Below are 23,784 nucleotides of genomic sequence, written 5' to 3'. Positions count from 1 at the left end.
GATGAGCTGCAACAGTCAGAAAGTTCGTACGCTACGGCAGCAAATTCCCTCGTTCGAGTGCGTGCCCGGCTGCCATGACTGTTGTGGGCCGGTGACCACCTCACCGGAAGAGATGTCCCGCCTGCCGCGCAAGACCCGGGCCGAGCAGGACGCTGCAATGGACGAACTCAATTGCGTGCACCTCGGACCCAGCGGCTGCACCGTGTATGACGAGCGGCCGTTGATCTGTCGACTGTTCGGCACCACCAAGACCTTGCCATGCCCGAATGAGCGGGGGCCGGTGGAGCTGATTCATCCGCGGGTCGAAAAGCAGATTCATGAGTACATGGCCAGCACCCGGCAGGTGCTGGTTTGATCGTTCCCACGCTGCGTGGGACGATCTGTGTAGGCTCAATCCGGAATCGGCAGATTCAAGCTCTCTTTCACTTCTTCCATGACGATGTAGCTCTTGGATTCGCGCACATGCGGCAGCTTGAGCAGAATGTCGCCCAGCAGTTTGCGGTACGAGGCCATCTCGGAAATCCGCGCCTTCACCAGATAGTCGAAATCCCCTGACACCAAATGGCACTCCAGCACGTGGGGAAGTTTCAGGACCGCGCGTCGGAACTCTTCGAAAGTATCGCCGGATTTGTAGTCGAGACTGATCTCGACGAATACCAGAAGACTACCCTTGAGGTGCTGCGGATTGAGCCGGGCGTTGTAGCCCATGATGATCCCTTCGCGCTCCAGCCGCCGGACCCGCTCGGTACACGGCGTGGTCGATAGCCCGACCTTTTCCCCCAGTTCAGTGAAGGAGATGCGTCCGTCCGCTTGCAAGATCCGAAGGATGTTGCGGTCGATCTTGTCCAGCTCACGTTTGGTCTGAGTGTTGGTACGCATAGGGGATGCGCCTCCGTGAAAAGCGTTTTTGCCGAGAATACTCGCCAAATATAGGCACTTATATAGTGAAAAGCACTGCCTAATCTTTTTTACACTGCGAACATCAATGCTCGACAACTGCGAACGTCAGCGGCACGCCGCGATGAGGGATATGAAAATGCGCGTTATGGTTTTGGGTAGCGGCGTCATCGGTACCACCAGTGCCTATTATCTGGCACGTGCCGGGTTTGAAGTAGTGGTCGTGGACCGTCAGCCGGCCGCTGCCATGGAGACCAGTTTCGCCAACGCCGGGCAGGTTTCGCCGGGTTATGCCTCGCCGTGGGCTGCGCCGGGTGTTCCGCTTAAAGCCATTAAGTGGTTGTTGCAGCGGCATGCACCGCTGGCGATCAAGGCCACCGCCGACATCGACCAATACCTGTGGATGGCGCAGATGCTGCGTAACTGCACCGCCAGTCGTTATGCGGTGAACAAAGAGCGTATGGTCCGTCTGTCCGAGTACAGTCGTGATTGCCTCGACGAATTGCGCGCCGAAACCGGCATTGCCTACGAAGGCCGTAGCCTCGGTACTACGCAGCTGTTCCGCACCCAGGCTCAACTTGACGGGGCCTGGAAAGACATCGCCGTGCTGAAAGAGTCCGGCGTGCCGTTCGAACTGCTCGACCGCGCCGGCATTGCCCGCGTTGAGCCGGCGCTGGCCAGCGTCACCGACATCCTCGCCGGTGCCCTGCGCCTGCCGAACGACCAGACTGGCGATTGCCAGATGTTCACCTCCCGCCTGGTCGAAATGGCGACCAAGCTAGGTGTTGAATTCCGCTTCGACCAGGACATTCAGCGCCTCGACTATGCCGGTGATCGCATCAACGGCGTATGGATCGACGGCAAGCTGGAAACCGCTGACCGCTACGTGCTGGCCCTGGGCAGCTATTCGCCGCAACTGCTCAAACCACTGGGCATCAAGGCGCCGGTGTATCCGCTCAAGGGGTATTCCTTGACTGTGCCGATCACGAACCCGGCGATGGCCCCGACTTCGACTATTCTCGACGAGACTTACAAGGTCGCGATCACCCGTTTCGACAACCGCATCCGCGTCGGTGGCATGGCTGAAATAGCCGGTTTTGACCTGTCGCTGAACCCGCGTCGGCGTGAAACCCTGGAGATGATCGTCAACGACCTCTATCCTCAGGGCGGCGATCTGGCCCAGGCGAGTTTCTGGACCGGTTTGCGTCCGACCACCCCGGACGGCACGCCGATCGTGGGGGCTACGCCGTTCAGCAATCTGTTTTTGAACACGGGTCACGGTACGCTTGGTTGGACCATGGCGTGCGGTTCCGGTCGCCTGCTGGCTGATCTGATGGCGAAGAAAACGCCGCAAATCAGCGCCGAAGGCCTCGATATTTCCCGTTACGGCAAAAAAAATCAGGAGTCTGTAAAACATGTCAATCCAGCGCCAGCTCACCAATGAGCGCATGAGCCAGATCGTAGTCCACAGCGGTACCGTGTATCTGGCAGGGCAGGTCGGCGACGATATGAACGCCGGGATTGAACAGCAGACCCGTGAAACGCTTGCCAACATCGAGCGTTTGCTGGATCTGGCCGGGACCGACAAGAGCCGTTTGCTGTCGGTGACGATTTACTTGAAAGACATTGATGCACACTTTGAAGGCATGAACGCGGTCTGGGACCAGTGGCTGCCAAAAGGCCTCACACCGGCCCGTGCCACCGTTGAATCGAAGCTGTGCGAGCCGCAAATCCTGGTTGAGCTATCGGTTGTCGCTGCTCTGCCATAAGCCAGCCCAAAAGATCCCTCTCCCGGTTTTTCTTCCCCAATGACCCGACCAGAAGTCTGCCGCCATGCGTCCTGCCCATGCCCTGATCGACCTTCAAGCCCTGCGTCACAACTATCAAATCGCCCGTGAAGTTACAGGGGCCAAGGCCCTCGCGGTGATCAAGGCCGATGCCTACGGTCATGGCGCTGTGCGTTGTGCCCTGGCGCTGGAGGCCGAAGCAGACGGTTTTGCCGTGGCCTGTATTGAAGAGGCCCTGGAGCTGCGAGCCGCGGGCATTCGTGCGCCGGTGTTGCTGCTCGAAGGTTTTTTCGAAGCCGATGAGTTGTCGCTGATCGTCGAGCATGACTTCTGGTGTGTGGTGCATTCGCTGTGGCAGCTCGAAGCCATCGAGAACGCGGCACTGAGCAAGCCGATCACCGTCTGGCTCAAGCTCGATTCGGGCATGCATCGGGTGGGCTTGCATCCAAAGGATTATCGGGCGGGCTATCAACGGCTGCTGGCCAGCGGCAAGGTGGCGAAAATTGTACTGATGAGCCACTTCGCCCGGGCCGATGAGCTGCACAGCCAGGCCAGTACCGAGCAGGTCGCGGTGTTCGAAGCGGCGCGCCAGGGTTTGTCGGCCGAGGTCAGCCTGCGCAACTCGCCGGCTGTGCTCGGTTGGCCGCAGATTCCAAGTGATTGGGTTCGCCCGGGCATCATGCTCTACGGCGCGACTCCGTTTGAAGAAGCCAATGCCGTAGCGTCCCGCCTGCAACCGGTGATGACCCTTGAATCGAAAGTGATTTGCGTGCGCGAACTGCCGGCCGGCGAGCCGATCGGTTACGGCGCCAGATTCATCACCCAGAAACCGATGCGCGTGGGCGTGGTGGCCATGGGGTACGCCGACGGCTACCCCCGTCAGGCACCGACCGGCACGCCCGTGATGGTCGCCGGGCAGCGCAGCCAGTTGATTGGCCGGGTGTCGATGGACATGCTCTGCATCGACCTGACCGATGTGCCGCAAGCCGGCCTCGGTTCGATCGTCGAGTTGTGGGGCAAAAATATCCTCGCCAGCGATGTGGCTGCGGCTGCGGACACCATTCCTTACCAGATATTCTGTAACCTGCGCCGGGTGCCAATGCTCTATTCCGGGGCTTAGGTCAGCGCGCTCCGACCGAAAGTCGCTTCGCCTAACAGGATTCAGGTCCAAGTGTTGTAAATACTGAACGCTGTCGCCATGATATCGCTCATTATTCCAACAACCTGAATCCCTGGAGGCTCCAGCATTGGACGTCGGTGAACGACTGCAATCCATCCGTAAGCTCAAAGGACTTTCCCAGCGTGAACTCGCCAAACGCGCGGGCGTCACCAACAGCACCATTTCGATGATCGAGAAGAACAGTGTCAGCCCCTCGATCAGTTCGCTCAGGAAGGTACTGGGCGGGATTCCCATGTCCATGGTCGAGTTTTTTTCCGAAGAGATCCTGCAGGAAAAACCGACTCAGATCGTCTACAAAGCCAACGAACTGATCGATATTTCCGACGGTGCAGTGACCATGAAACTGGTCGGCAGGGCTCATCCGAGCCGGGCCATCGCGTTCCTTAACGAAATTTACCCGCCAGGCGCCGACACCGGTGACGAGATGCTTACCCATGAGGGCGAGGAAACCGGGATTTTGCTCGAAGGGCGACTTGAACTGGTGGTGGGGCTTGAAACGTTTGTGCTCGAAGCCGGCGACAGCTACTACTTTGAAAGTACTAAACCGCACCGTTTCCGTAATCCGTTCGATGCGCCCGCGCGACTAATCAGCGCAGCTACTCCCGCGAATTTCTAAGAAAAGAGGCGTCCCGCCAGCATTGCGGAGGGGGCCGAGTTGTTTTTCCGCCACGCATAAGACCCCTGCGATTTTAGGGTTGTTTCAGTGTGGCGGGCTTCCCGTTATACTTGCGCCCGCCTGCGAACCGTGGCCGTGGGCGTGACTAGCCACCATTGAGGGTGAACGCGTGAATCTAATTATGAAAATGCTGGCCGTACCAGCAACCGTATTGGCCCTTTGGGCAGTCAGCGCACAAGCGGCGACCAACGACGATATTGCTAAACGCCTTGAGCCAGTCGGCCAGGTTTGCGTTCAGGGTAAAGAGTGCAAGGGGATGGAAGTCGCTGCTTCTGCGGGTGGCGGTGGTGGTGCCAAAACCCCTGACGAAGTGATTGCCAAACACTGCAATGCTTGCCACGGTACCGGCCTGTTGGGCGCGCCGAAAATCGGTGATGCCGCCGCTTGGGGCGAGCGCGCCAAGAAAGAAGGCGGCCTTGACGGCTTGTTGGCGAAAGCCATCTCCGGCATCAATGCAATGCCTCCAAAAGGTACCTGCGCCGATTGTGCGGACGCCGAGCTCAAAGGCGCCATCGAGAAGATGTCCGGCCTGAAATAAGCCTTCATCTTCATCAGAAAGCCGCTTTCGGGCGGTTTTTTTGTGCCTGCGATTGACGCCTGAGACTGTTCATTGCAGCAAAGACCCGGCAAGCTCGGTCCAACCCCAGTTCACGGAATGTAAGGGAGGATCAGATGGTGCAGCTATGTTCTATCGAGCAAGCGGTCGATGATGTCTTGGCACGGTTGCCGACGCATATTCACATGGGCGTGCCCCTTGGTCTGGGCAAACCCAATCACTTCGTCAACGCGTTGTTTCAACGCGTCGCGCAGTTGCCTGAGCGGCAGCTGACAATTTACACCGCGCTGTGCCTGGGCCGACCTCCCTTGGGCGACGGTTTGCAAAAGCGCTTCCTCGCGCCCTTCATCGAGCGGGTTTTTGGCGATTATCCGGAACTGGATTTCCTGGCCGACCTGCATCGCGACAGCCTGCCGCCCAACATCCATGTTCAGCAGTTCTTCATGCAGCCCGGCAGCCTGCTCCACAGCGCACAGGCCCAGCAGGATTACGTCAGCAGCAATTACAGTCACGCGGCTCGAGACATCAACGCCGCCGGATTGAACCTGGTGGCGCAATTGGTGGCCAGCCACAGCGAACATCCCGACCGCCTGAGCCTGAGCTGCAACCCGGACATCACCCTCGACCTGTTCCCCATGATCGCCAAGCGTCGGGCGGCGGGGGAGACGATCCTGCTGGTGGGCCAGGTCCACAACGACTTGCCGTACATGCCCGGCGATGCCGAAACAGGTATCGACACGTTCGACCTGCTGATCGACGAGAAGGACAGCACCACGCTGTTCTCCACGCCGAACATGCCGGTCGGTTTCCAGGATCACTTCATCGGGCTGCACGCCAGCACGCTGGTGCGCGATGGTGGCACCCTGCAGATCGGCATCGGTGCCATGGGTGATGCCCTGACCGCTGCGTTGCTGTCGCGGCAGGCTGACAATGACGGTTACAAGGCGTTGCTGGCGGACGTAAATCTCAGCCAGTGGGCGCAACTCATCGACCGTGAAGGGGGGGTCGAACCTTTCGCCAAAGGCCTTTACGGTTGCAGCGAAATGTTCGTCAACGGGTTGCTGGTGCTGGCCGACGCCGGGATCGTGCGGCGTAAGGTCTACCCCGATGTACCGACCCAGCAACAGGCGAATGCCGGCACGCTGGACGAAGCTGCGCAGACTGACGGCATCTTGGTGCATGGCGGTTTCTTCCTTGGGCCGCGCAGTTTCTATGAGCGCCTACGCGAGCTGCCGCACAGCAAGCGGCTCGAGTTCAACATGACCCGCATCAGCTACATCAATGAGCTCTACGGACAGGAAGAACTCAAACGCTTGCAGCGCCTCGATGCGCGTTTCATCAACACGGTGTTCACCATGACCTTGCTGGGGGCAGGCGTGGCCGATCAGCTCGAAGACGGGCGAGTACTCAGTGGTGTCGGTGGGCAATACAACTTCGTCGCCCAGGGTCATGCGCTGGAAGGCGCGCGTTCGGTGCTGCTCCTGCGCAGCTGGCGCGAGTCGGGCGGTGAAGTGAGTTCGAACATTGTATGGGAGTACGGCCATTGCACGATCCCGCGACACCTGCGAGACATCGTGGTCACCGAGTACGGTATCGCCGATCTGCGGGGCAAGACCGATGCGGCGGTGATTGAGGCGTTGCTGAACATCAGTGACTCACGTTTCCAGCCGGGGTTGATAGAACAGGCTCAGGCAGTCGATAAGTTGCCGAAGAATTTCCGTATTGATCCACGGTTCGCCGACAACAGTGCGCAGCGTTTGCAAGCCATCCAGGCGCAACATCCGCAGTTGTTTGCGGAGTATCCGTTGGGCAGTGATTTCACCGCCGAGGAGAAAGATCTATTGCGGGCGCTGAATTGGCTGAAGAGCAAGTTCAAGCTGAGCGAAATTCTGGGACTGGGCAAGGCAGCGCTGGACGCGCCGCAGGCTTCGGAGTTTCCCGAGCATCTGGAGCGGATGCAACTGAGCAACCCGGAAGGTTTGAAAGAGGACTTGTTTCAACGATTACTGCTCACCGGCCTGAAAGCCACTGTGCAAACCTGATCGTTCCCACGCGAAGTGAGAACGATCATTGCTCAGGGTTACTCGATGAAGGTTACGACGCCACCAGCCAGCGACTGCACGCGGGCCAAGGACTCAACGCGATAACCCTGGGCATCCAGTTCCGCACGACCGCCCTGGAATGACTTCTCGATCACGATACCCAGACCCGCGACGGTGGCGCCGGCCTGTTTGATGATTGAGATCAGTGCTTGCGAGGCTTTACCGTTGGCCAAAAAGTCATCGATGATCAGCACGCGGTCGCTGCTGGTCAGGTGGCGCGGGGAGATCGCCACGGTGCTTTCGGTCTGCTTGGTGAACGAGTAAACGGTCGCCGACAGCAGGTTTTCGGTCAGGGTCAGGGACTGATGCTTACGCGCAAAAATCACCGGCACGCCGAGGTTCAGACCGGTCATGATTGCCGGAGCGATGCCCGAGGCTTCGATGGTGACGATCTTGGTGATGCCAGAATCTTTGAACAGCGTGGCGAATTCGTCGCCGATCAGCTTCATCAGGGCCGGGTCGATCTGGTGGTTCAGAAAGGCATCGACTTTCAGGACCTGGTCGGAAAGCACGATGCCTTCTTCGCGAATTTTCTTGTGCAGTGCTTCCATGAAGCTTTCCTCTACGGGCGGCTTATGCGCCTAAGGCTGGTTAAAAAGTAGTCGATTCTAGCGCTTTAACATCGCGCGTATATCCGCCAATGCGGTATTGCCGCGAACGGCTTTGACTTCAACGGGCGTGTCGTCGGTGCCTTCCCAAGCGAGGTCGTCTGGCGGTAGCTCATCAAGAAAACGGCTCGGCGCGCAGTCGATGATCTCGCCGTATTGCTTACGCTTGGCGGCGAAGGTGAAGGCCAGCGTCTGCCGCGCTCGGGTAATGCCGACGTAGGCCAGCCGGCGTTCTTCTTCGATGGTGTCGGCTTCGATACTGGAGCGGTGCGGGAGGATTTCTTCTTCCATGCCCATGATGAACACGTAAGGGAATTCCAGGCCTTTGGAGGCGTGCAGGGTCATCATCTGCACACCTTCGGCTCCGTCTTCCTCTTCCTGCTGACGCTCCAGCATGTCGCGCAGGACGAGTTTGCCGATGGCGTCTTCGACGGTCATCTCGCCTTCTTCGTCTTTTTCGAGGGTGTTTTTCAACGCCTCGATCAAGAACCAGACGTTACCCATGCGGTAGTCGGCGGCTTTGTCGCTGGAGCTGTTGGTGCGCAGCCAGTTCTCGTAATCGATGTCCATGACCATGCTGCGCAGCGCCGAGATCGGGTCTTCGCCGGCGCACTGCTCGCGGACCTTGTCCATGAAGCGCTTGAAGCGCGACAGTCGATCGGTGAAGCGCGTATCCAGATGCTCGCCCAGGCCGATTTCGTCGGTGGCGGCGTACATCGAGATTTTGCGTTCGGTGGCGTAGTTGCCAAGCTTTTCCAGCGTGGTCGAACCGATCTCCCGGCGTGGGACGTTGATCACTCGCAAGAAGGCGTTGTCGTCGTCGGGGTTCACGATCAGGCGGAAGTAGGCCATCAGGTCTTTGACTTCCTGACGTCCGAAAAAGCTGTTACCGCCGGACAGGCGATACGGGATCTGGTGGTGTTGCAGCTTCAGCTCGATCAGCTTGGCCTGGTAGTTACCGCGGTACAGGATCGCAAAATCGCTGTATGGCCGATCCGTGCGCAAGTGCAGGGTCAGCAGTTCCACGGCCACGCGTTCGGCTTCGGCGTCTTCGTTGCGGCAACGGATCACGCGAATCTCGTCGCCGTGGCCCATCTCGCTCCACAGCTGCTTTTCGAATTCGTGCGGGTTGTTCGAGATCAGCACGTTGGCGCAACGCAGGATGCGGCTGGTGGAGCGATAGTTTTGCTCCAGCATCACCACTTTCAGGGACGGATAATCATCCTTGAGCAGCATCAGGTTTTCTGGACGGGCACCGCGCCAGGCGTAGATCGACTGGTCGTCGTCGCCCACCACGGTGAACTGGTTGCGTATGCCGATGAGCAGCTTCACCAGCAAATACTGGCTGGCGTTGGTGTCCTGATATTCATCCACCAGCAGGTAGCGGACTTTGTTCTGCCATTTTTCGAGGATGTCGGCGTGTTCCTGGAACAGCTTCACCGGCAGCAGGATCAGGTCGTCGAAGTCCACGGCATTGAACGCCTTGAGCGTGCGTTGATAGTGGGTGTAGACGATGGCGGCGGTCTGTTCCTTGGGGTTTCGCGCGTTTTCCAGGGCTTCGGGCGGCAGGATCAGGTCGTTTTTCCACGAGCCGATCATGTTCTTGATCTCGTCGACGCCGTCGTCGCCCGAGTATTCCTTCTGCATGATGTCCGTCATCAAGGCTTTGACATCGGTCTCGTCGAAGATCGAGAAACCTGGCTTGTAGCCCAGCCGCACGTGTTCCTTGCGGATGATGTTCAAGCCCAGATTGTGGAAGGTGCAGACCGTTAGGCCGCGCCCTTCGCCGCCCTTGAGCAAGGTGCCGACCCGTTCCTTCATCTCGCGCGCGGCCTTGTTGGTAAAGGTCATGGCGACGATGTACTGGGCGCGGACGCCGCAGTTCTGGATCAGATGCGCAATTTTGCGCGTGATCACACTGGTCTTGCCGGAGCCTGCGCCGGCGAGCACCAAAAGAGGGCCGCCGACGTAGCTCACGGCTTCTTGCTGCCGGGGATTGAGTCGGGACATACGAAATCAGGGAGTCGTTTGCGAAATGGGCCGGCATTTTAACAGGCTCAGCGAATTGTGCTGCTCTCTCCGACTTGTGACGCAGCACGCTATCTATATTTGCCGGTTTTGATACTTTCACGCAGGATGCGTGGTGAATGTGCGTCTATTGTTCGTTATTCAAGATACAACGCCGCGTTTGATAACCGAGGTCATTTGGTCATTGGTTACCGGCGCTGCATAATGCCCGCCGCCTACATCTTTGCAGAGTCTAGGGAGCTAGCTTGTCTACGCCTGTCGAACCCTTGCGTTTGCTGCTACTGGCCGAAGAGCCAGCATGGGCAGCGTTGTTGCGCGAGTGTCTGGCTCCGATGGGGAGCTCGACCGTGCTGATCAGCGCACCGAGCTGGGAGTCGGTCAGCAGTTTGTTCGATGACAACCGCAACGCGGTGTTGTTGACGATTCCAGCGCTTCAACCTCCACCTGGCCGCTGCAGCCTGCCGACGGTATTGCTGCTCGAGCACGAACCCCTGGCGCCGCCCGATGGGGTGAGCGACTGGCTGGTACGCGATCACCTCGATCCCGGGATGTTGCGCCGGTGCCTGCGGCATGTGCGCGAGCGTGGCGTACTGGAAAACACACTGCAGCGTCTGGCCGAGCAAGACCCGCTGACCGGCATCGCCAATCGCCAGGGTTTCCAGACCTTGCTGACGGCACGCCTGGCGGAAAACGACGGCCGCGGTCTGGCCCTCGGTCACCTCGACCTCGACAACTTCCGTCACGCCAACGATGCCCTTGGCCACCAGGCTGGCGACCGGTTGATCCTGCAAGTGGTCGCGCGGCTGAAAAGCCAGCTTGAGGCCGGCGATCAACTGGCTCGACTGGGCAGTGATGAGTTCGCCTTGCTGATCGACACCCGCCGCGCGCCTCAGCGCGCCGAATGGATGGCCGAGCGCATTACCGAAGCGCTGGCCGAGCCTTACTGGGTCGACGGCGAAAGCCTGTTGATCGGTTCCAGCCTCGGAATTGCTCACGCCCGGGCCCAGGCCGGCGCCGACCCGCTGATGTGGCACGCACACATCGCCATGCAACAGGCCAAAAGTACTCAGGGCTGCACTTTTCACATCTTCAACGAACGCATCAACCGCAATGCCCGCAGCATGGCCGACCTCGAAAGCGAGCTGCGCCGGGCGTTGCGCCGGGATGAACTGGAACTGCATTACCAGCCACGCCTGAACCTTGAGGACGGGCAGATCGTCGGCCTCGAAGCCTTGGTGCGCTGGCGTCATGGCGAGCGCGGCTTGCTGCCACCCAGTGAGTTCGTGCCGCTGGCCGAGCAGAGCGGTTTGATCGTGCCGCTGGGTTACTGGGTGATTTCCCGAGCCTTGCGCGATATGCAGGCGTTGCGCGAACGGGGTTTGCCGGCGTTGCACATGGCGATCAACCTGTCGTTCCGGCAGTTTCAGGACAGCCAGTTACTGTCGACGCTGAGCCGGTTGATTGCCGAGCGTGGCGTCGAGGCGCAATGGCTGGAATTCGAACTGACTGAAACCGCGGTGATGCGCCGCAGTGATCTGGTGAAGCAGACCATGGACGCGCTTGGCCGCTTGGGCGTGCGCTTCTCGCTGGATGACTTCGGCACCGGGTTCTCGTCCTTCGTGCACCTCAACAGCCTGCCGATTGCCTTGTTGAAGGTCGACAAGAGCTTTGTCGGCGGCATGGAACAGCGCGAAGAGAATCGCAAACTGGTCCACGCAATGATCAACCTGGCGCACAACCTCAATCTCGAAGTGGTCGCCGAAGGCGTAGAAACGCAGGAGCAACTGGATCTGTTGCGCGGGTTTGGCTGCGACCAGGTGCAGGGATATTTGATCAGCAAGCCGTTGCCGTTGGCGGAGCTGGTTCAATACCTAACCTTCGGCAGCAGGCAGCAGCCGATGATGGAAGGGGTGAATTAACCACATACCAAAGATGTGGGAGCGCGCGCTCCCACAGGGGTTTCAGTCAGGCTGAGCCATCTGGAAGCCAGTCTGAGGCGACGGCTCCTGCCTGATCATCCGCTTCATCTTCCACTCAAATGCCCACGTCAGGCTTACCGCCGCGCACGCCAGCCCCAGCGCCAACCCCCACCAGACGCCTGTCGGCCCCCAATCCAAATGGAAGGCCATCCACCAAGCGGCGGGCGCGCCAATCAGCCAATAGCAGCCCAAACCTACCAGGAACGTAGTCTTGGCATCCTTGAGCCCGCGAATGCAGCCCATGGCGATGGTTTGCGTGCCGTCGAACAGCTCGAACCACGCGGCGACTGCCAACAGGCTCACGGCCAGGTTGATGACGTCGCGAAACGCCGGGTCGTTGTGGTCCAGGAACAAACCGATCAACTGATTCGGCAGCAACCAGAAGACCATGGCGAAGGCAAGCATCGCCGCCGCGCCAAAGGCGATGCCGACCCGTCCGGCCAGCCGCGCCTTCAGCAACTGCCCAGCGCCGTAGTGCTGCCCGATGCGCATGGTGATCGCATAGGAAATCCCCGCCGGAACCATGAACGCTACCGAGACGATTTGCAGGGCGATCTGGTGCGCGCCCATTTGCGTACTGCCCATGGTGCCCATGCAAAGCGCGGCGAACGCAAACAGTCCGACTTCCACCGCGTAGGTGCCACCAATCGGCAGGCCCAGGCGCCACAGTTCCTTGAGGTATTGACGGTTAGGTCGCGACAGGCCCTGACGCAAGGGATAAGCGTCGTAGGCCGGATGCCGACGGATGTGCCAGGCCAGCGCCAGCGCCATGCAGTTGGCAACAACAGCGGTAACTAGCCCGATGCCCATCAACCCCAGTTTCGGCAGGCCGAACATGCCGGTAATCAATGCGTAATTGAGCAGGAAGTTAGCCACGGTGCCGCCGAGGCTGATGATCATCACCGGTGTTGCCCGTCCGATGGCGCTGGTGAAACCGCGCAGGGCCATGAAGCTCAGGTAGCCGGGCAGGGCGAACGGCAGAATCAGCAGGAACTGCCCGGCCGCCTGGACGTTGGTTTCGGTCTGGCCGAACAGCAGCAACACCGGTTTGAGGTTCCACAGCAGCAGCCCGGCCACCAACGCCATCAGCCACGCCAGCCATAACCCGGCCTGGGTCAGCCTGGCGGCGCCGACGATGTCGCCGGCACCCTGGCGGATAGCCACGAGGGTGCCGACCGCGGCGATCACGCCAATGCAGAAAATCGATACGAACGAGTAAGTTGCTGCGCCCAGACCGCCACCAGCCAGCGCCTCTGGGCTCAGGCGCGCCATCATCAAGGTGTCGGTGAGGACCATCAACATGTGCGCCAACTGCGAGGCAATCAACGGCCCCGCCAACCGCAGAATGGCCCAGAGTTCGGTACGTGCTGGATGCTGCATGGTCATCACGCTCGAGTATCAGAGAGGACAGGAAAGCGTCGATTCTCGGCGCTCCAGGGGGTTTGCACAAAGGGATAAAAAGGATGGGTTACATGATTCAAACTCATGCTGGAGAGTTTCTGCTAGGGTGACCGAGTCCCGCTATAGGAGCTTTCCGAATGTCCCGTCGTCTTCCTCCCTTGTATGCCCTGCGCGCATTCGAAGCGGCGGCGCGGCATAGCTCGTTTACCCGAGCGGGCGAAGAGTTATCGATTACTCAAAGCGCGGTCAGCCGGCACATTCGTACGCTCGAAGAGCATTTTGCCTGTCGGCTGTTTCATCGCAGTGGACGCAATCTGCAATTGACCGAATCGGCGCGGTTGATCCTGCCCGGCATTCGCGAAGGCTTCACTGCCCTGGAGCGGGCCTGCAATACCTTGCGCGCCGAAGATGACATCCTGCGCATGAAAGCGCCGTCGACCCTGACCATGCGCTGGCTGCTGGCGCGGCTCAGCCGATTTCGGCACCTGCAACCGGGCAACGAGGTGCAATTGACCAGCGCCTGGATGGACGTCGACTCGGTGGACTTCAACCATGAACCGTTCGACTGCGCCATCATCCTCAGCAACGGGCATTTTCCGCCGGACTGGGAGGCGAGTTTCCTGTTCCCGGAAGAGCTGATTCCAGTCGGCGCGCCGAATCTTCTGCAGGATCAACCGTGGGATGTCGCACGGCTGGCCAATGCCGAACTGCTGCACCCGACGCCGGATCGTCGCGACTGGCGCAGTTGGCTGGAACGCATGGGGCTGACGGATCAGGTGTCGCTCAAGGGTGGGCAGGTGTTCGATACCCTGGAACTGGGCATGATCGCCGCCGCCCGAGGTTATGGCGTGTCCATGGGTGATCTGCTGATGGTGGCGGAAGATGTGGCTCAGGGACGTCTGAGTCTGCCGTGGCCGACGGCCGTTGCCAGCGGTGAGAAATATTACCTGGTCTGGCCAAAAACCCGGCCCGGAGGTGAACGTTTGCGCAGGCTCAGCGACTTCCTGCAAGGTGAAGCCCAAGCAATGGAATTGCCCGACGTTCAGCATTTGAGCTGAATCGATAGAGCCGCCGAAATAGCGGCTTTGAGCCATATCCTGGTTAATTACTCAAGTATTCAGTTCTTCCGCCGAAAATGCAGGTGGAACCTTCGTGCAGGTTCGACGCCATTCCCATTATTAGAATTTTGCTGAGTGTGCAGCCAGATCAAGGAGGATCCGGTCGCTCGGCCAGGAGCTGTCATGCCTCAACCTCGTGCCCGGATCGCCTCACAGCTTGGTCTTGCGCTTGCCGTGATACTGGCGATCGTCATCAGCGGCAGCACTGTGTTCGCACTGCGCTCGCTGGATACCGCCAACCTCGCCACCCGCGAAGAACACCTGGCCAGTGAAGCCCGGTTGCTGGCTGATCAGTTGAGTACTTTTCATGGCACGTTGCGTGAAAGTACCCAGCGCCTGAGCGGTCTGTTCGAGAAGCGTTTCAGCGCCGGTTTGAGCGTGCTTCCGGATGAGCCGGTGGCGGTAGCGGGCACGCAGACGCCGGGCCTGCACTTGGGCCGCGAAGTGCTGAACAACAATTTCAAGGAAGTGGACGAGTTCAAGCAAATGACCGCCGGCGTTGCGACGGTGTTTGTGCGCAGCGGCGAAGACTTCATTCGGGTCAGTACGTCCCTGAGCAAACAGGACGGCACCCGAGCCATCGGCACGTTGCTCGATCACACGCACCCGGCCTATGCCCGCTTGATGGCGGGGCAGGCCTACGTCGGTCGCGCCTTGTTGTTCGACCGCTCCTACATGACTCAGTACACCCCCGTACGTGACAGCGGCGGTAAGGTGATTGCCGTGCTGTTCGTAGGATTCGACTACACCGACGCGCAGAACGCGCAGTTCGCCAACCTCAAGCGCTTCCGTATCGGCCAGACCGGTTCTCTGGCGTTGCTGGATGAGCAGAGCAAATGGCTGGTGCCGATCGCGGGTGTACAAGCGCTGGATCAGGCGACTCCGACCATCGTTGGTTTGGCGAAAACGCCGGGCAAGGGCGAGTTCTGGAGTGACAAGTCCGAAGATTTCTACAGCATTGCCGTACCGTTTGAAGGCGGCCCATGGTCGGTCGTGGCGAGCATGCCGAAAACCGAGATCCGTGCGGTGACCTGGAGTGTCGGCATTCAATTGGCCATTGGCAGTTTGCTGGCGATGTTGATCGCTGTGGGTTCGGCGGTCTGGCTGCTGCGCAGCAAACTCGCGCCGCTGGGCGATTTGGTGCGTCAGGCGGAAGCCTTGGGCGCCGGTGATTTGAGCGTGCGTCTGAACGTATCGAGCAATGACGAAATCGGTCAACTGGCCCGCGCGTTCAACCAGATGAGCCAGGCGCTGTCGACCATGGTCGAGCACATCCGCAAGGCCTCGCAAGAGGTCAACAGCCGCGCCCAGGCCTTGTCCGGTCTTTCCGGTGGCGCCTATGAAGGGATGGAGCAGCAGTCGGGCGAAATCACCAGCATGGCCGGCGCCGTGGAAGAGTTCAGCGCAACGTCCCTGAACATCGCCGACAACATGGGCAACACCCAGCGGCTGGCCCAGGAAAACGCGCAGCAAACCCAGATCGGTCGTACGTCGATGGACGAAGCGTCCTCGTCTCTGGAGCAAATCGCGGGTGCGCTGAACAGCACGGCGACAGTGATCAATACCTTGGGTCAGCGCTCCCAGGAAATCGGTGGCATCGTCGGTGTGATTACCTCTATTGCCGATCAAACCAACCTGCTGGCGCTCAACGCCGCCATCGAAGCCGCTCGTGCCGGTGAGCAGGGGCGTGGTTTTGCCGTGGTTGCCGATGAGGTTCGCAACCTGGCTTCGCGTACCCGCCAGGCGACAGATGAAATTTCCGGAATGATTCAAAGCATCCAGCAGGAAACCGGCAACGCCATCAGCACCATGGAGCAGGGCAAGGTGTTGATGCAGGAAGGCCTGTCACGTAACGCCAATGTTGCGTCGGCCCTGGCGAGTATTGATGAGCAGAGCCGCTCGGCGGGTCAGCAGTTTGCGGCGATCACCACCGCCACTCAAGAACAGAGCAGTACCGCCACCTTGCTCAGCAGCAACCTGCAAAGCATTGCTCTGGCGAACAGTGAGCAGCGTGAAGTGGTGTCCAATCTGGCGATCACCGCCAAAGAGCTGGAGAAGCTGGCGGCGGATTTGCGGCATGAGGTTGACCGGTTCCGTTGAGGCACTGCCGCATTCTTTCTCTGCCGTGAGCTGAGTTGTGTTGTTTTTAAGCTGAATGAACCGTTTCGGCAAGTCTATAAAAATGGCACAACTCCAAGAAAGGCTCCTGTCATGACCGCGCTCAAACTCATCATCGCTGTCGGCTACCTCCCACGCCATGGCTTGGGATTACGTCCTGCTCGACACCGACAAAGCGGCTCAGAACCGGCAGATCACCAGTCAGCATCGTCGATGTCGATAACGGCAAGATGCATCTGTCGGTGGGGTTCAATACCCAGCAGTTGCTGGTGTTCTCGTTGTGGAAAAACAGGAACCGCCGGTATCAACGGCCGCTTGGTTTGGTGCCGACGATTGGGGTGAAAGAGCAGAAGCAGTTCCAAATCAGCGACAGCTTGCTGGCGGACAAGGGGGCTGTGGATAACGCCGAGGGTGGATCTTACCAAGGAGTAATCCCTGCTAATTTGTGCTCGGCCGGTATTGCAGTGCTTCGGCCAAGTGCTCGCGGGTGATGCCATCGACTTGCTCAAGGTCCGCCAGGGTGCGCGCCACTTTGAGCAGTCGATGGGCTGACCTTAGCGACAAGGTCAGTCGTTCACACGCAGTTTCCAGCCAGGTTTCGTCGGCTGTGGATAAGTTGCAGTGGCGGCGCAGGCCTGGCAGATCGAGAAAGGCGTTGGCGCAGCCCTGGCGTTTGTGTTGCCGTTCGCGCGCGTCGGCGACCCGAACAGCTGCAGTGGCCGTGTCGTCGCCGGCCTTCAACGCAGGATTCAACGCCGTAGCTTCCCGCGCTACGGTCAGGTGCAGGTCGATGCGATCCAGCAGTGGCCCCGACAACTTGTTGCGGTAGCGCTGGACCATGTCGGGTGTACAAGAGCAGCGACCGCTTGGCTCGCCAAGATATCCACAGGGGCACGGGTTCATGGCCGCCACCAACTGGAATCGCGCCGGGAATCGTACGCGGTCCTTGGCGCGGGAAATCACGATGCAGCCCGACTCCAATGGCTCTCTCAGAACCTCCAATACCTTGCGATCAAATTCCGGGAGTTCATCGAGGAACAGTACGCCGTGGTGGGCGAGGGTGATTTCGCCGGGTTGCGGTTTCGATCCGCCGCCAACCAGCGCCGCGCCTGAGGCAGAGTGATGGGGCTGTCTGAAGGGTCGTTGCGGCCAATGACTCAGCGGCACGCAGCTAGCGACCGATTGAATGGCCGCGACTTCCAGCGCTTCGCTCTCCGCCAGGGGTGGCAAGAGCCCCGGCAGACGGCTCGCCAGCAGGGTTTTTCCGGTGCCTGGAGGTCCGCTGAATAACAGGTTGTGAGCGCCCGCAGCGGCAATCAGCAACGCACGCTTGGCCGAGAGTTGGCCCTGCACTTCATTCAAATCGGGGTAGGGTTTGCTGGCATAGAGCAATCCATTGGAAACATAAGGTTCAACCGGCGTGTGGCCATTGAAGTGCGCGACCGCTTCGAGCAAATGATCCACCGCGATCACCTTCAACCCCGATGCCAGGCACGCTTCTTCGGCATTCGCCCGTGGCACCATCAGCGAGCGTCCGGCCTTGCGTGCGGCCAGTGCTGCTGGCAGTACCCCCCGAACTGCCCGCACGGCGCCTGAGAGCGCCAACTCCCCCAGGCACTCCACATCATCCAGCGTCAGAGTCGGCACCTGCACACTGGCTGCCAGAATACCCAAGGCAATCGCCAGGTCGAACCGCCCACCGTCCTTTGGCAAGTCGGCAGGTGCGAGATTCAAGGTGATGCGGCGTGCCGGGAATTGCAGTCCCGAATTGATGATCGCACTGCGTACTCGATCTTTGCTTTCCTTCACTGCCGCTTCGGGCAAACCGACCATCGTCAGCGACGGCAAGCCGTTGGCCAGATGGACTTCGACGGTGACGGCGGGCGCATCCACGCCAATCTGGGCGCGGCTGTGGACGATAGAGAGGGACATGGTCGTTCCTTGAGCTGAAGAGCACCGCTTCCTGCGGTTTTTTAAAGGGTAGCCGGATGGTGGGTTTCCAGCCTTGGGGCTGAGGCGCAAAACGTTCGCAGGATGTTGCGAGGTCATTGCGCGGGCGAAAAAAACCGCCATTCAGGCGGTTTCTTCAAAACAATCCTCACGCTCTTCCACCGGCGAGCAAGCTCGCTGACCGTTGAGCGGTGGTGTTACTCGGCAGGCGGATTCAGCTTCGCCTCAAGCTCCGCCACTTTCGCCTCAAGACTCTCCAGCCGTGCCCGAGTGCGTGCCAGCACAACCATCTGGCTATCAAACTCTTCCCGGCTCACCAGATCCAGCTTGCTGAAGCCGCTCTGCAGCAGCGCCTTGAACTGGCTTTCGATTTCGCTTTTCGGCAGAGGGGTGTCGCCGCTGAAGAGGCGGGAGGCGGTGCCGCTCAGGGCATCGAGGAAGTCTTTGGGCGCGAGCATAGGGAATGTCCTGTCAACAATGGCGGACAGTGTATCACGCAGTGTCTATAGTCAATTTCGCGCTCAGGGGTGCACGCTTTTCGAGCATGGGGGCGGACGGTTGCGCACTGTTGTTGTGCGTATCCGTGGGGGCCCTTTGCGCGAAGCAGCATGCGGCAGCGGGCAAAGGCTTGAAATCAATGGGTTTTGGCGAGATGGCAAGCTTTCTGCTTAGTCGGTAGTGCCCCATGCACTGATGCAGTCGCTGTGACGAATGCAGTGCGCCAAGCGGAACGGGGGAAGTGTTTCGTGCGGAGTGGTTAGCAGGCGTCGGACGGGCAGGTAAGGCCGACGATGCGTTACAAAGCCAGGCACTGCGCTTAGACTTGAGTCGGGTTTGTTTTCCTGGGGCAAGTCCACCAATTCGGGAGAGAGTTTTCATGAAGCTAGTCACTGCCATCATCAAGCCGTTCAAACTGGACGACGTACGCGAGTCGCTGTCCGAGATCGGCGTGCAGGGCATTACCGTTACTGAAGTCAAAGGCTTCGGTCGGCAGAAGGGTCACACCGAGCTGTATCGCGGCGCGGAATACGTGGTCGATTTCCTGCCAAAGGTGAAGATCGATGTCGCCATTGACGACAAGGATCTTGACCGGGTTATCGAGGCGATAACCAAGGCGGCCAACACCGGCAAGATCGGTGACGGCAAGATCTTCGTGGTCAATCTGGAACAGGCGATTCGCATCCGTACCGGCGAAACCGATACCGACGCAATCTAAGCCGCCACAAACCCAACGCCCCAGGAGAAAACAATATGACTCTGCGTAAATTCGCAGGGCTAGGAGCCCTGTTGTCCCTCGTAATGCCCAGCCTGGCTATGGCGGCAGACGAAGTGGCGGCCCCAGTCCTCAACTCAGGCGACACCGCCTGGATGTTGACCTCGACAGCCCTTGTACTGTTCATGACCATTCCCGGCCTCGCGCTGTTTTACGGCGGCATGGTTCGCTCCAAAAACATTCTTTCCGTGATGATGCAGTGCTTTGCCATTACCGGCCTGATCAGCATCCTGTGGGTCATTTATGGCTACAGCATCGCGTTCGACACCACCGGCATGGAACAGGGCGTCGTCAACTTCAATTCATTCTTCGGCGGCATGGGCAAGGCTTTCCTCGCCGGTGTCACTCCATCGAGTCTGACCGGTCCCGCGGCGCTGTTCCCTGAGGCGGTGTTCATCACCTTCCAGATGACCTTCGCCATCATCACCCCTGCGCTGATCGTCGGTGCCTTCGCCGAGCGGATGAAGTTCTCTGCGATGCTGATCTTTATGGGCGTCTGGTTCACCCTGGTTTATGCACCGATCGCGCACATGGTCTGGTCCGGTGACGGCGGCCTGATGTGGGACTGGGGCGTGCTGGACTTCGCCGGCGGCACCGTGGTGCACATCAACGCCGGCGTGGCCGGTCTGATTGCCTGCCTGGTACTGGGCAAACGCAAAGGTTTCCCGACCACGCCGATGGCGCCGCACAACCTCGGCTATACGCTGATGGGCGCGGCGATGCTGTGGGTAGGCTGGTTTGGTTTCAACGCCGGCTCGGCTGCTGCAGCAAACGGCACCGCAGGTATGGCGATGCTGGTGACCCAGATCGCAACCGCCGCCGCGGCATTGGGCTGGATGTTTGCCGAGTGGGTCACTCACGGCAAACCAAGTGCATTGGGTATTGCTTCGGGTGTTGTGGCCGGTCTGGTTGCGATCACGCCTGCCGCTGGCACCGTGGGCCCGATGGGTGCGCTGGTAATCGGTCTGGCAGCGGGTGTGGTGTGCTTCTTCTGCGCTACCACGCTGAAACGCAAGCTCGGTTATGACGACTCCCTCGATGCCTTCGGTGTACACGGTATCGGCGGTATCCTCGGCGCGATCCTGACCGGTGTATTTGCTGCACCGTCCCTGGGTGGTTTCGGCACCGTCACGGACATCGCCGCACAAGTCTGGATTCAGTGCAAAGGCGTGGGCTTCACGGTGATCTACACCGCGATCGTCACCTTCATCATCCTCAAGGTCCTGGACGCCGTCATGGGTCTGCGTATCACTGAGGAAGAAGAAGCCGTCGGCATCGATCTGGCACTTCACAACGAACGCGGCTATAACTTGTAAGTACGCGCACAAAAACTTGCCCGGCTTGCCGGGCATTTTATTGTCTGGAGTTTGTCAGTGAAGGAACTGCTGAAAGGTTTTTTCGTACACGTTTAGTGGCGTTTACGACGAGCGTTTTTCTGCGGCTAATGGCTTACATGATTGAAGGAATATTAGGGCCTTTGCTTTTTCCCAGAGCGCGCTAGAATGCGCCCCGAACGTGCGGAGAACTGTATGTGGCAACAGACTCTGATTACCCTGCGGGCGAGGCCTCGGGGCTTTCATCTGGTAACGGACGAGTTACTCGCCGGCCTGCCTGAACTCAAGGCATGTCGGGTCGGTCTGGTGCATTTGTGGCTGCAGCATACCTCGGCGTCGTTGACCATCAACGAGAACGCCGATCCGGCGGTACGTCGCGACTTCGAACGATTTTTCAATCGTCTGATCCCACAAGGAACAGACGGCTATGAGCATAACGACGAAGGCCTGGACGACCTCCCGGCGCACTTCAAGGCCAGCGTACTTGGCTGCCAGCTCAGTTTGCCAATCTCGGCAGGCCGACTGGCGCTGGGAACCTGGCAAGGCGTTTATCTGGGCGAGCACCGTGATAATGGCGGTGCCCGTAAAGTCCTCGCTACCGTATACGGTGAAGGGGCATAAACCGCTGGTTACCAGCGGTTGTAGAATTTTTCCGGCGGCCTTCGACAGATGGCGAAGCTGGGCTATAACTAATCTGCTTTTCGCAAGTCATGAGGTAGAACATGAGCGACGATGATCTGGAAAACGACGACCTCGAAGTAGGCGACGACGAAACCGAAGAAGGTCTGGAAGCAGCGACGGACGACGTTGCTGAAGACGATGGCGGTGAAACGCCCGTTCCGACCGCCAAAGGCAAGGCAAAGGCCGCGGTATCGGCTGATGAACTGCCGAGCGTCGAAGCGAAAAACAAGGAGCGTGATGCGCTGGCGCGGGCTATGGAAGAGTTCCTGGCCAAGGGTGGCAAGGTCCAGGAAGTGGAGGCCAATGTGGTCGCCGATCCGCCCAAGAAACCTGATAACAAGTACGGCAGCCGGCCTATCTGAGCCTGCTACTTGCTTGCTGAAAAAGCCTGCCGTCGCTGCGGGCTTTTTCATGGGCGAAGAACAGGTCTTGGGCTTGGCGCGATACCTTGTGGGAGCGAACTCGCGCCCACAAGGTATGTGTGTGATCTCAGGATCAGTGTTGGGCGTTCCAGAGGGCCAACAACGCCGGCAACTCGCTCAAGCTGCGAATCTCGGCATCCGGTGCCTTCTCGGCTTCCCAGACTTTGCCCGCCGGGTTAAACCAGATCGCCCGCAATCCCGCCTGCTGGGCGCCTGCAATGTCGTCACCCGGATGATCGCCGATATGCACGGCCGTCTCGGCCATCGCGCCGCCCCGTTGCAACGCCTCATGAAACAGTCGCGCATCCGGTTTGCCGATGCCGATGTCTTCGGCGCACAAGGCAAACTTGAAGTAATCCGCCAGCCCTAACCGACGCACATCGGCGTTGCCATTGGTGACCACGCCGAGGGCGTAGTGATTGGCCAGTTTCTCCAGGGTCGGTTGCACCTCCGGGAAGATTTCCAGCTGATGTCGCGCATGCAGAAACACTTCAAAACCCTTGTCGGCCAGATCCGAAGCTTGACCATGGTCGTAACCGACCTCTTCCAGCGCGTGGAACAAGACTCGTCGGCGCAGGGCGCTGATGCGGTGCTTGAAGCCCGGCTCACGGCTCAGGATCTGCTCACGAATCGCCCACAAATGCTCCACCGGCACGGCGCCCAGATTCGGTGCATGCTCGGTCAGCCATTCGCGCAATATGGCTTCGGCGCTGACGATCACCGGGGCGGTATCCCACAGGGTGTCGTCGAGGTCGAAGGTGATCAATTGAATTCTCATGACTCATCGCCTTTGATGCGTTTGGCCCTTGGATGGGCACTGTCGTAAACCGTCGCCAGGTGCTGGAAGTCCAGGTGGGTGTAGATCTGGGTGGTTTTGATGTCCGAGTGACCGAGCAGTTCTTGAACCGCCCGCAAGTCTTGGGAGGATTCCAGTAAATGGCTGGCAAAGGAGTGCCGCAGCATGTGCGGATGCAGGTTCTGCCCCAGTTCACGCGCGCCAGCGGCTTTAACCCGCACCTGAATTGCCCGTGGGCCCAGGCGCCGGCCTTGCTGGCTGACAAACACCGCGTCGTCCGCCGGATTGGTCATGGCCCTTAGCGGCAGCCACAGCTCCAGTGCTTCGCGAGCTTTTTTGCCGACCGGCAGCAGTCGGGTCTTGCTGCCCTTGCCGAGCACTTGAACCATGCCGTCGGCCAGGTCCAGCTGACCCAGATTGAGCCCGGTCAGTTCCGACAGTCGCAAACCTGAGGAATAGAACAGCTCCAGAATCGCCTGATCCCGACGCGCCAGAAAATCATCCTCCACCGCGCCCTCAAGCAGTTGCAGCGCACGATCGGTGTCGAGGGTTTTTGGCAGACGACGCTCGCCCTTCGGCGGCGCCAGGCCGTTGGCCGGGTCGTGGTCGCAGAGGCCTTCGCGGTTCAGATAGTGATAGAGCCCGCGCACCGCCGACAGCAGCCGCGCGAGGCTACGCGAAGATTGGCCTTGAGCATGCAAGCGCGCGATCAGGCTGCGCAGGCGCTGAATGTCCAGGCCCGCCCAACTGCTGATGTTCTGTTTGACGCACCAGCCCAGCACTTTGTCGAGGTCGTGACGGTAAGCGTACAGCGTGTGAGGCGACACCTGTCGCTCACTGCGCAGGTGTTCGCAGTAAGCGTGCAGTTGCCGCTCCAT

At 59.6% G+C, this 23,784-nt stretch carries 22 protein-coding genes and 1 pseudogene; 15 read left to right on the top strand and 8 right to left on the bottom strand.

Annotated features, from left to right (window positions below; translation table 11 throughout):
- Position 1: 1 nt before the first annotated feature.
- The gene (locus tag ACXPVS_RS04560) at positions 2 to 355 is read left to right on the top strand and encodes a YkgJ family cysteine cluster protein (protein WP_458508860.1); all 354 of its coding nucleotides are present in this window, start codon (positions 2 to 4) and stop codon (positions 353 to 355) included.
- A 35-nt stretch (positions 356 to 390) separates the two neighbouring features.
- On the opposite strand, the gene ACXPVS_RS04555 is transcribed toward ACXPVS_RS04560, so the two are convergent.
- Positions 391 to 879, bottom strand: coding sequence for an Lrp/AsnC ligand binding domain-containing protein (locus ACXPVS_RS04555; protein ID WP_003206849.1), 489 nt, complete (start codon positions 877 to 879; stop codon positions 391 to 393).
- A gap of 157 nt (positions 880 to 1,036) precedes the next feature.
- Between ACXPVS_RS04555 and dadA the strand changes: the two genes are divergently transcribed.
- From dadA to ACXPVS_RS04525, 6 genes are all read left to right on the top strand, one after another.
- Positions 1,037 to 2,341, top strand: coding sequence for a D-amino acid dehydrogenase (gene dadA / locus ACXPVS_RS04550; protein ID WP_458508859.1), 1,305 nt, complete (start codon positions 1,037 to 1,039; stop codon positions 2,339 to 2,341).
- Positions 2,313 to 2,666: a RidA family protein gene (locus tag ACXPVS_RS04545; protein ID WP_458508858.1), complete on the top strand. Its 354-nt coding sequence runs from the start codon at positions 2,313 to 2,315 to the stop codon at positions 2,664 to 2,666. The genes dadA and ACXPVS_RS04545 overlap by 29 nt, the downstream gene beginning before the upstream one ends.
- A gap of 64 nt (positions 2,667 to 2,730) precedes the next feature.
- On the top strand, positions 2,731 to 3,804 hold the full coding sequence (alr, locus tag ACXPVS_RS04540; protein ID WP_458508857.1) for an alanine racemase: 1,074 nt from the start codon (positions 2,731 to 2,733) through the stop codon (positions 3,802 to 3,804).
- 127 nt (positions 3,805 to 3,931) lie between these two features.
- Positions 3,932 to 4,480, top strand: coding sequence for a cupin domain-containing protein (locus tag ACXPVS_RS04535; protein WP_008150195.1), 549 nt, complete (start codon positions 3,932 to 3,934; stop codon positions 4,478 to 4,480).
- Positions 4,481 to 4,661: 181 nt separating this feature from the next.
- Positions 4,662 to 5,078: a c-type cytochrome gene (locus tag ACXPVS_RS04530; protein WP_458508944.1), complete on the top strand. Its 417-nt coding sequence runs from the start codon at positions 4,662 to 4,664 to the stop codon at positions 5,076 to 5,078.
- Between the two features lie 134 nt (positions 5,079 to 5,212).
- Positions 5,213 to 7,138, top strand: a complete 1,926-nt coding sequence (locus tag ACXPVS_RS04525) for an acetyl-CoA hydrolase/transferase C-terminal domain-containing protein (protein ID WP_458508856.1) — start codon at positions 5,213 to 5,215, stop codon at positions 7,136 to 7,138.
- A 38-nt stretch (positions 7,139 to 7,176) separates the two neighbouring features.
- Here ACXPVS_RS04525 and ACXPVS_RS04520 read toward each other — a convergent pair whose 3' ends face one another.
- On the bottom strand, positions 7,177 to 7,749 hold the full coding sequence (locus ACXPVS_RS04520; protein ID WP_020799401.1) for a xanthine phosphoribosyltransferase: 573 nt from the start codon (positions 7,747 to 7,749) through the stop codon (positions 7,177 to 7,179).
- Between the two features lie 57 nt (positions 7,750 to 7,806).
- Complete coding sequence (rep, locus tag ACXPVS_RS04515) at positions 7,807 to 9,816, bottom strand: DNA helicase Rep (protein WP_458508855.1); 2,010 nt, start codon at positions 9,814 to 9,816, stop codon at positions 7,807 to 7,809.
- Between the two features lie 263 nt (positions 9,817 to 10,079).
- On the opposite strand from rep, the gene ACXPVS_RS04510 reads away from it, so the two are divergent.
- Positions 10,080 to 11,753 carry a putative bifunctional diguanylate cyclase/phosphodiesterase gene (locus ACXPVS_RS04510; RefSeq protein WP_458508854.1) on the top strand — a complete coding sequence of 558 codons (1,674 nt, stop codon included), beginning with the start codon at positions 10,080 to 10,082 and terminating at the stop codon, positions 11,751 to 11,753.
- A gap of 42 nt (positions 11,754 to 11,795) precedes the next feature.
- Here the strand turns inward: ACXPVS_RS04510 and ACXPVS_RS04505 are convergent, their stop codons facing one another.
- Positions 11,796 to 13,193, bottom strand: a complete 1,398-nt coding sequence (locus ACXPVS_RS04505) for a NorM family multidrug efflux MATE transporter (protein ID WP_458508853.1) — start codon at positions 13,191 to 13,193, stop codon at positions 11,796 to 11,798.
- A gap of 158 nt (positions 13,194 to 13,351) precedes the next feature.
- Between ACXPVS_RS04505 and ACXPVS_RS04500 the strand changes: the two genes are divergently transcribed.
- The 3 genes and pseudogenes from ACXPVS_RS04500 to ACXPVS_RS04490 form a co-directional block, all read left to right on the top strand.
- Entirely contained in the window at positions 13,352 to 14,272 is a 921-nt protein-coding gene (locus tag ACXPVS_RS04500) for a LysR substrate-binding domain-containing protein (protein WP_458508852.1), read from the top strand.
- Positions 14,273 to 14,455: 183 nt separating this feature from the next.
- The gene (locus ACXPVS_RS04495; RefSeq protein WP_458508851.1) at positions 14,456 to 16,432 is read left to right on the top strand and encodes a methyl-accepting chemotaxis protein; all 1,977 of its coding nucleotides are present in this window, start codon (positions 14,456 to 14,458) and stop codon (positions 16,430 to 16,432) included.
- A 242-nt stretch (positions 16,433 to 16,674) separates the two neighbouring features.
- Positions 16,675 to 16,857 (top strand): annotated as a pseudogene (locus tag ACXPVS_RS04490) (DUF4432 domain-containing protein); the annotation flags it as partial.
- Between the two features lie 31 nt (positions 16,858 to 16,888).
- Here the strand turns inward: ACXPVS_RS04490 and ACXPVS_RS04485 are convergent.
- Together ACXPVS_RS04485 and ACXPVS_RS04480 are read right to left on the bottom strand one after the other, a co-directional pair.
- A complete protein-coding gene (locus ACXPVS_RS04485) occupies positions 16,889 to 18,382 on the bottom strand; it encodes a YifB family Mg chelatase-like AAA ATPase (RefSeq protein WP_458508850.1) in 1,494 nt (497 codons plus the stop codon).
- A 215-nt stretch (positions 18,383 to 18,597) separates the two neighbouring features.
- Positions 18,598 to 18,858 (bottom strand): accessory factor UbiK family protein, encoded by a 261-nt coding sequence (locus ACXPVS_RS04480; RefSeq protein ID WP_008076132.1) that lies wholly within the window; start codon positions 18,856 to 18,858, stop codon positions 18,598 to 18,600.
- 419 nt (positions 18,859 to 19,277) lie between these two features.
- On the opposite strand from ACXPVS_RS04480, the gene glnK reads away from it, so the two are divergent.
- From glnK to sutA, 4 genes are all read left to right on the top strand, one after another.
- Positions 19,278 to 19,616: a P-II family nitrogen regulator gene (glnK, locus tag ACXPVS_RS04475; protein WP_002555808.1), complete on the top strand. Its 339-nt coding sequence runs from the start codon at positions 19,278 to 19,280 to the stop codon at positions 19,614 to 19,616.
- Between the two features lie 35 nt (positions 19,617 to 19,651).
- On the top strand, positions 19,652 to 20,989 hold the full coding sequence (locus ACXPVS_RS04470) for an ammonium transporter (protein ID WP_458508849.1): 1,338 nt from the start codon (positions 19,652 to 19,654) through the stop codon (positions 20,987 to 20,989).
- A gap of 213 nt (positions 20,990 to 21,202) precedes the next feature.
- Positions 21,203 to 21,628, top strand: a complete 426-nt coding sequence (locus ACXPVS_RS04465; protein ID WP_458508848.1) for a secondary thiamine-phosphate synthase enzyme YjbQ — start codon at positions 21,203 to 21,205, stop codon at positions 21,626 to 21,628.
- A 101-nt stretch (positions 21,629 to 21,729) separates the two neighbouring features.
- Positions 21,730 to 22,050 carry a transcriptional regulator SutA gene (gene sutA / locus ACXPVS_RS04460; RefSeq protein WP_458508847.1) on the top strand — a complete coding sequence of 107 codons (321 nt, stop codon included), beginning with the start codon at positions 21,730 to 21,732 and terminating at the stop codon, positions 22,048 to 22,050.
- A 133-nt stretch (positions 22,051 to 22,183) separates the two neighbouring features.
- On the opposite strand, the gene ACXPVS_RS04455 is transcribed toward sutA, so the two are convergent.
- The gene (locus tag ACXPVS_RS04455) at positions 22,184 to 22,888 is read right to left on the bottom strand and encodes an HAD family hydrolase (protein WP_458508846.1); all 705 of its coding nucleotides are present in this window, start codon (positions 22,886 to 22,888) and stop codon (positions 22,184 to 22,186) included.
- Positions 22,885 to 23,784 (bottom strand): tyrosine recombinase XerC, encoded by a 900-nt coding sequence (xerC, locus tag ACXPVS_RS04450; protein WP_458508845.1) that lies wholly within the window; start codon positions 23,782 to 23,784, stop codon positions 22,885 to 22,887. Before xerC ends, ACXPVS_RS04455 begins: the two co-directional genes overlap by 4 nt.

The organism is Pseudomonas sp. Ma2-10 (genome assembly GCF_054330215.1).
The sequence above is the reverse complement of the archived record's forward strand: the minus strand, read 5'-3'. Positions and strand labels throughout refer to the sequence as shown.

Coding starts and splice junctions, on each gene's coding strand:
- ACXPVS_RS04455 (WP_458508846.1), bottom strand. CDS start 22,888: ATGAGAATTCAATTGATCACCTTCGACCTCGACGACACCCTGTGGGAT.
- ACXPVS_RS04495 (WP_458508851.1), top strand. CDS start 14,456: ATGCCTCAACCTCGTGCCCGGATCGCCTCACAGCTTGGTCTTGCGCTT.
- dadA (WP_458508859.1), top strand. CDS start 1,037: ATGCGCGTTATGGTTTTGGGTAGCGGCGTCATCGGTACCACCAGTGCC.
- xerC (WP_458508845.1), bottom strand. CDS start 23,784: ATGGAGCGGCAACTGCACGCTTACTGCGAACACCTGCGCAGTGAGCGA.
- ACXPVS_RS04470 (WP_458508849.1), top strand. CDS start 19,652: ATGACTCTGCGTAAATTCGCAGGGCTAGGAGCCCTGTTGTCCCTCGTA.
- ACXPVS_RS04480 (WP_008076132.1), bottom strand. CDS start 18,858: ATGCTCGCGCCCAAAGACTTCCTCGATGCCCTGAGCGGCACCGCCTCC.
- alr (WP_458508857.1), top strand. CDS start 2,731: ATGCGTCCTGCCCATGCCCTGATCGACCTTCAAGCCCTGCGTCACAAC.
- ACXPVS_RS04530 (WP_458508944.1), top strand. CDS start 4,662: ATGAAAATGCTGGCCGTACCAGCAACCGTATTGGCCCTTTGGGCAGTC.
- ACXPVS_RS04560 (WP_458508860.1), top strand. CDS start 2: ATGAGCTGCAACAGTCAGAAAGTTCGTACGCTACGGCAGCAAATTCCC.
- sutA (WP_458508847.1), top strand. CDS start 21,730: ATGAGCGACGATGATCTGGAAAACGACGACCTCGAAGTAGGCGACGAC.
- glnK (WP_002555808.1), top strand. CDS start 19,278: ATGAAGCTAGTCACTGCCATCATCAAGCCGTTCAAACTGGACGACGTA.
- ACXPVS_RS04525 (WP_458508856.1), top strand. CDS start 5,213: ATGGTGCAGCTATGTTCTATCGAGCAAGCGGTCGATGATGTCTTGGCA.
- ACXPVS_RS04520 (WP_020799401.1), bottom strand. CDS start 7,749: ATGGAAGCACTGCACAAGAAAATTCGCGAAGAAGGCATCGTGCTTTCC.
- ACXPVS_RS04545 (WP_458508858.1), top strand. CDS start 2,313: ATGTCAATCCAGCGCCAGCTCACCAATGAGCGCATGAGCCAGATCGTA.
- ACXPVS_RS04555 (WP_003206849.1), bottom strand. CDS start 879: ATGCGTACCAACACTCAGACCAAACGTGAGCTGGACAAGATCGACCGC.
- ACXPVS_RS04505 (WP_458508853.1), bottom strand. CDS start 13,193: ATGCAGCATCCAGCACGTACCGAACTCTGGGCCATTCTGCGGTTGGCG.
- rep (WP_458508855.1), bottom strand. CDS start 9,816: ATGTCCCGACTCAATCCCCGGCAGCAAGAAGCCGTGAGCTACGTCGGC.
- ACXPVS_RS04500 (WP_458508852.1), top strand. CDS start 13,352: ATGTCCCGTCGTCTTCCTCCCTTGTATGCCCTGCGCGCATTCGAAGCG.
- ACXPVS_RS04465 (WP_458508848.1), top strand. CDS start 21,203: ATGTGGCAACAGACTCTGATTACCCTGCGGGCGAGGCCTCGGGGCTTT.
- ACXPVS_RS04485 (WP_458508850.1), bottom strand. CDS start 18,382: ATGTCCCTCTCTATCGTCCACAGCCGCGCCCAGATTGGCGTGGATGCG.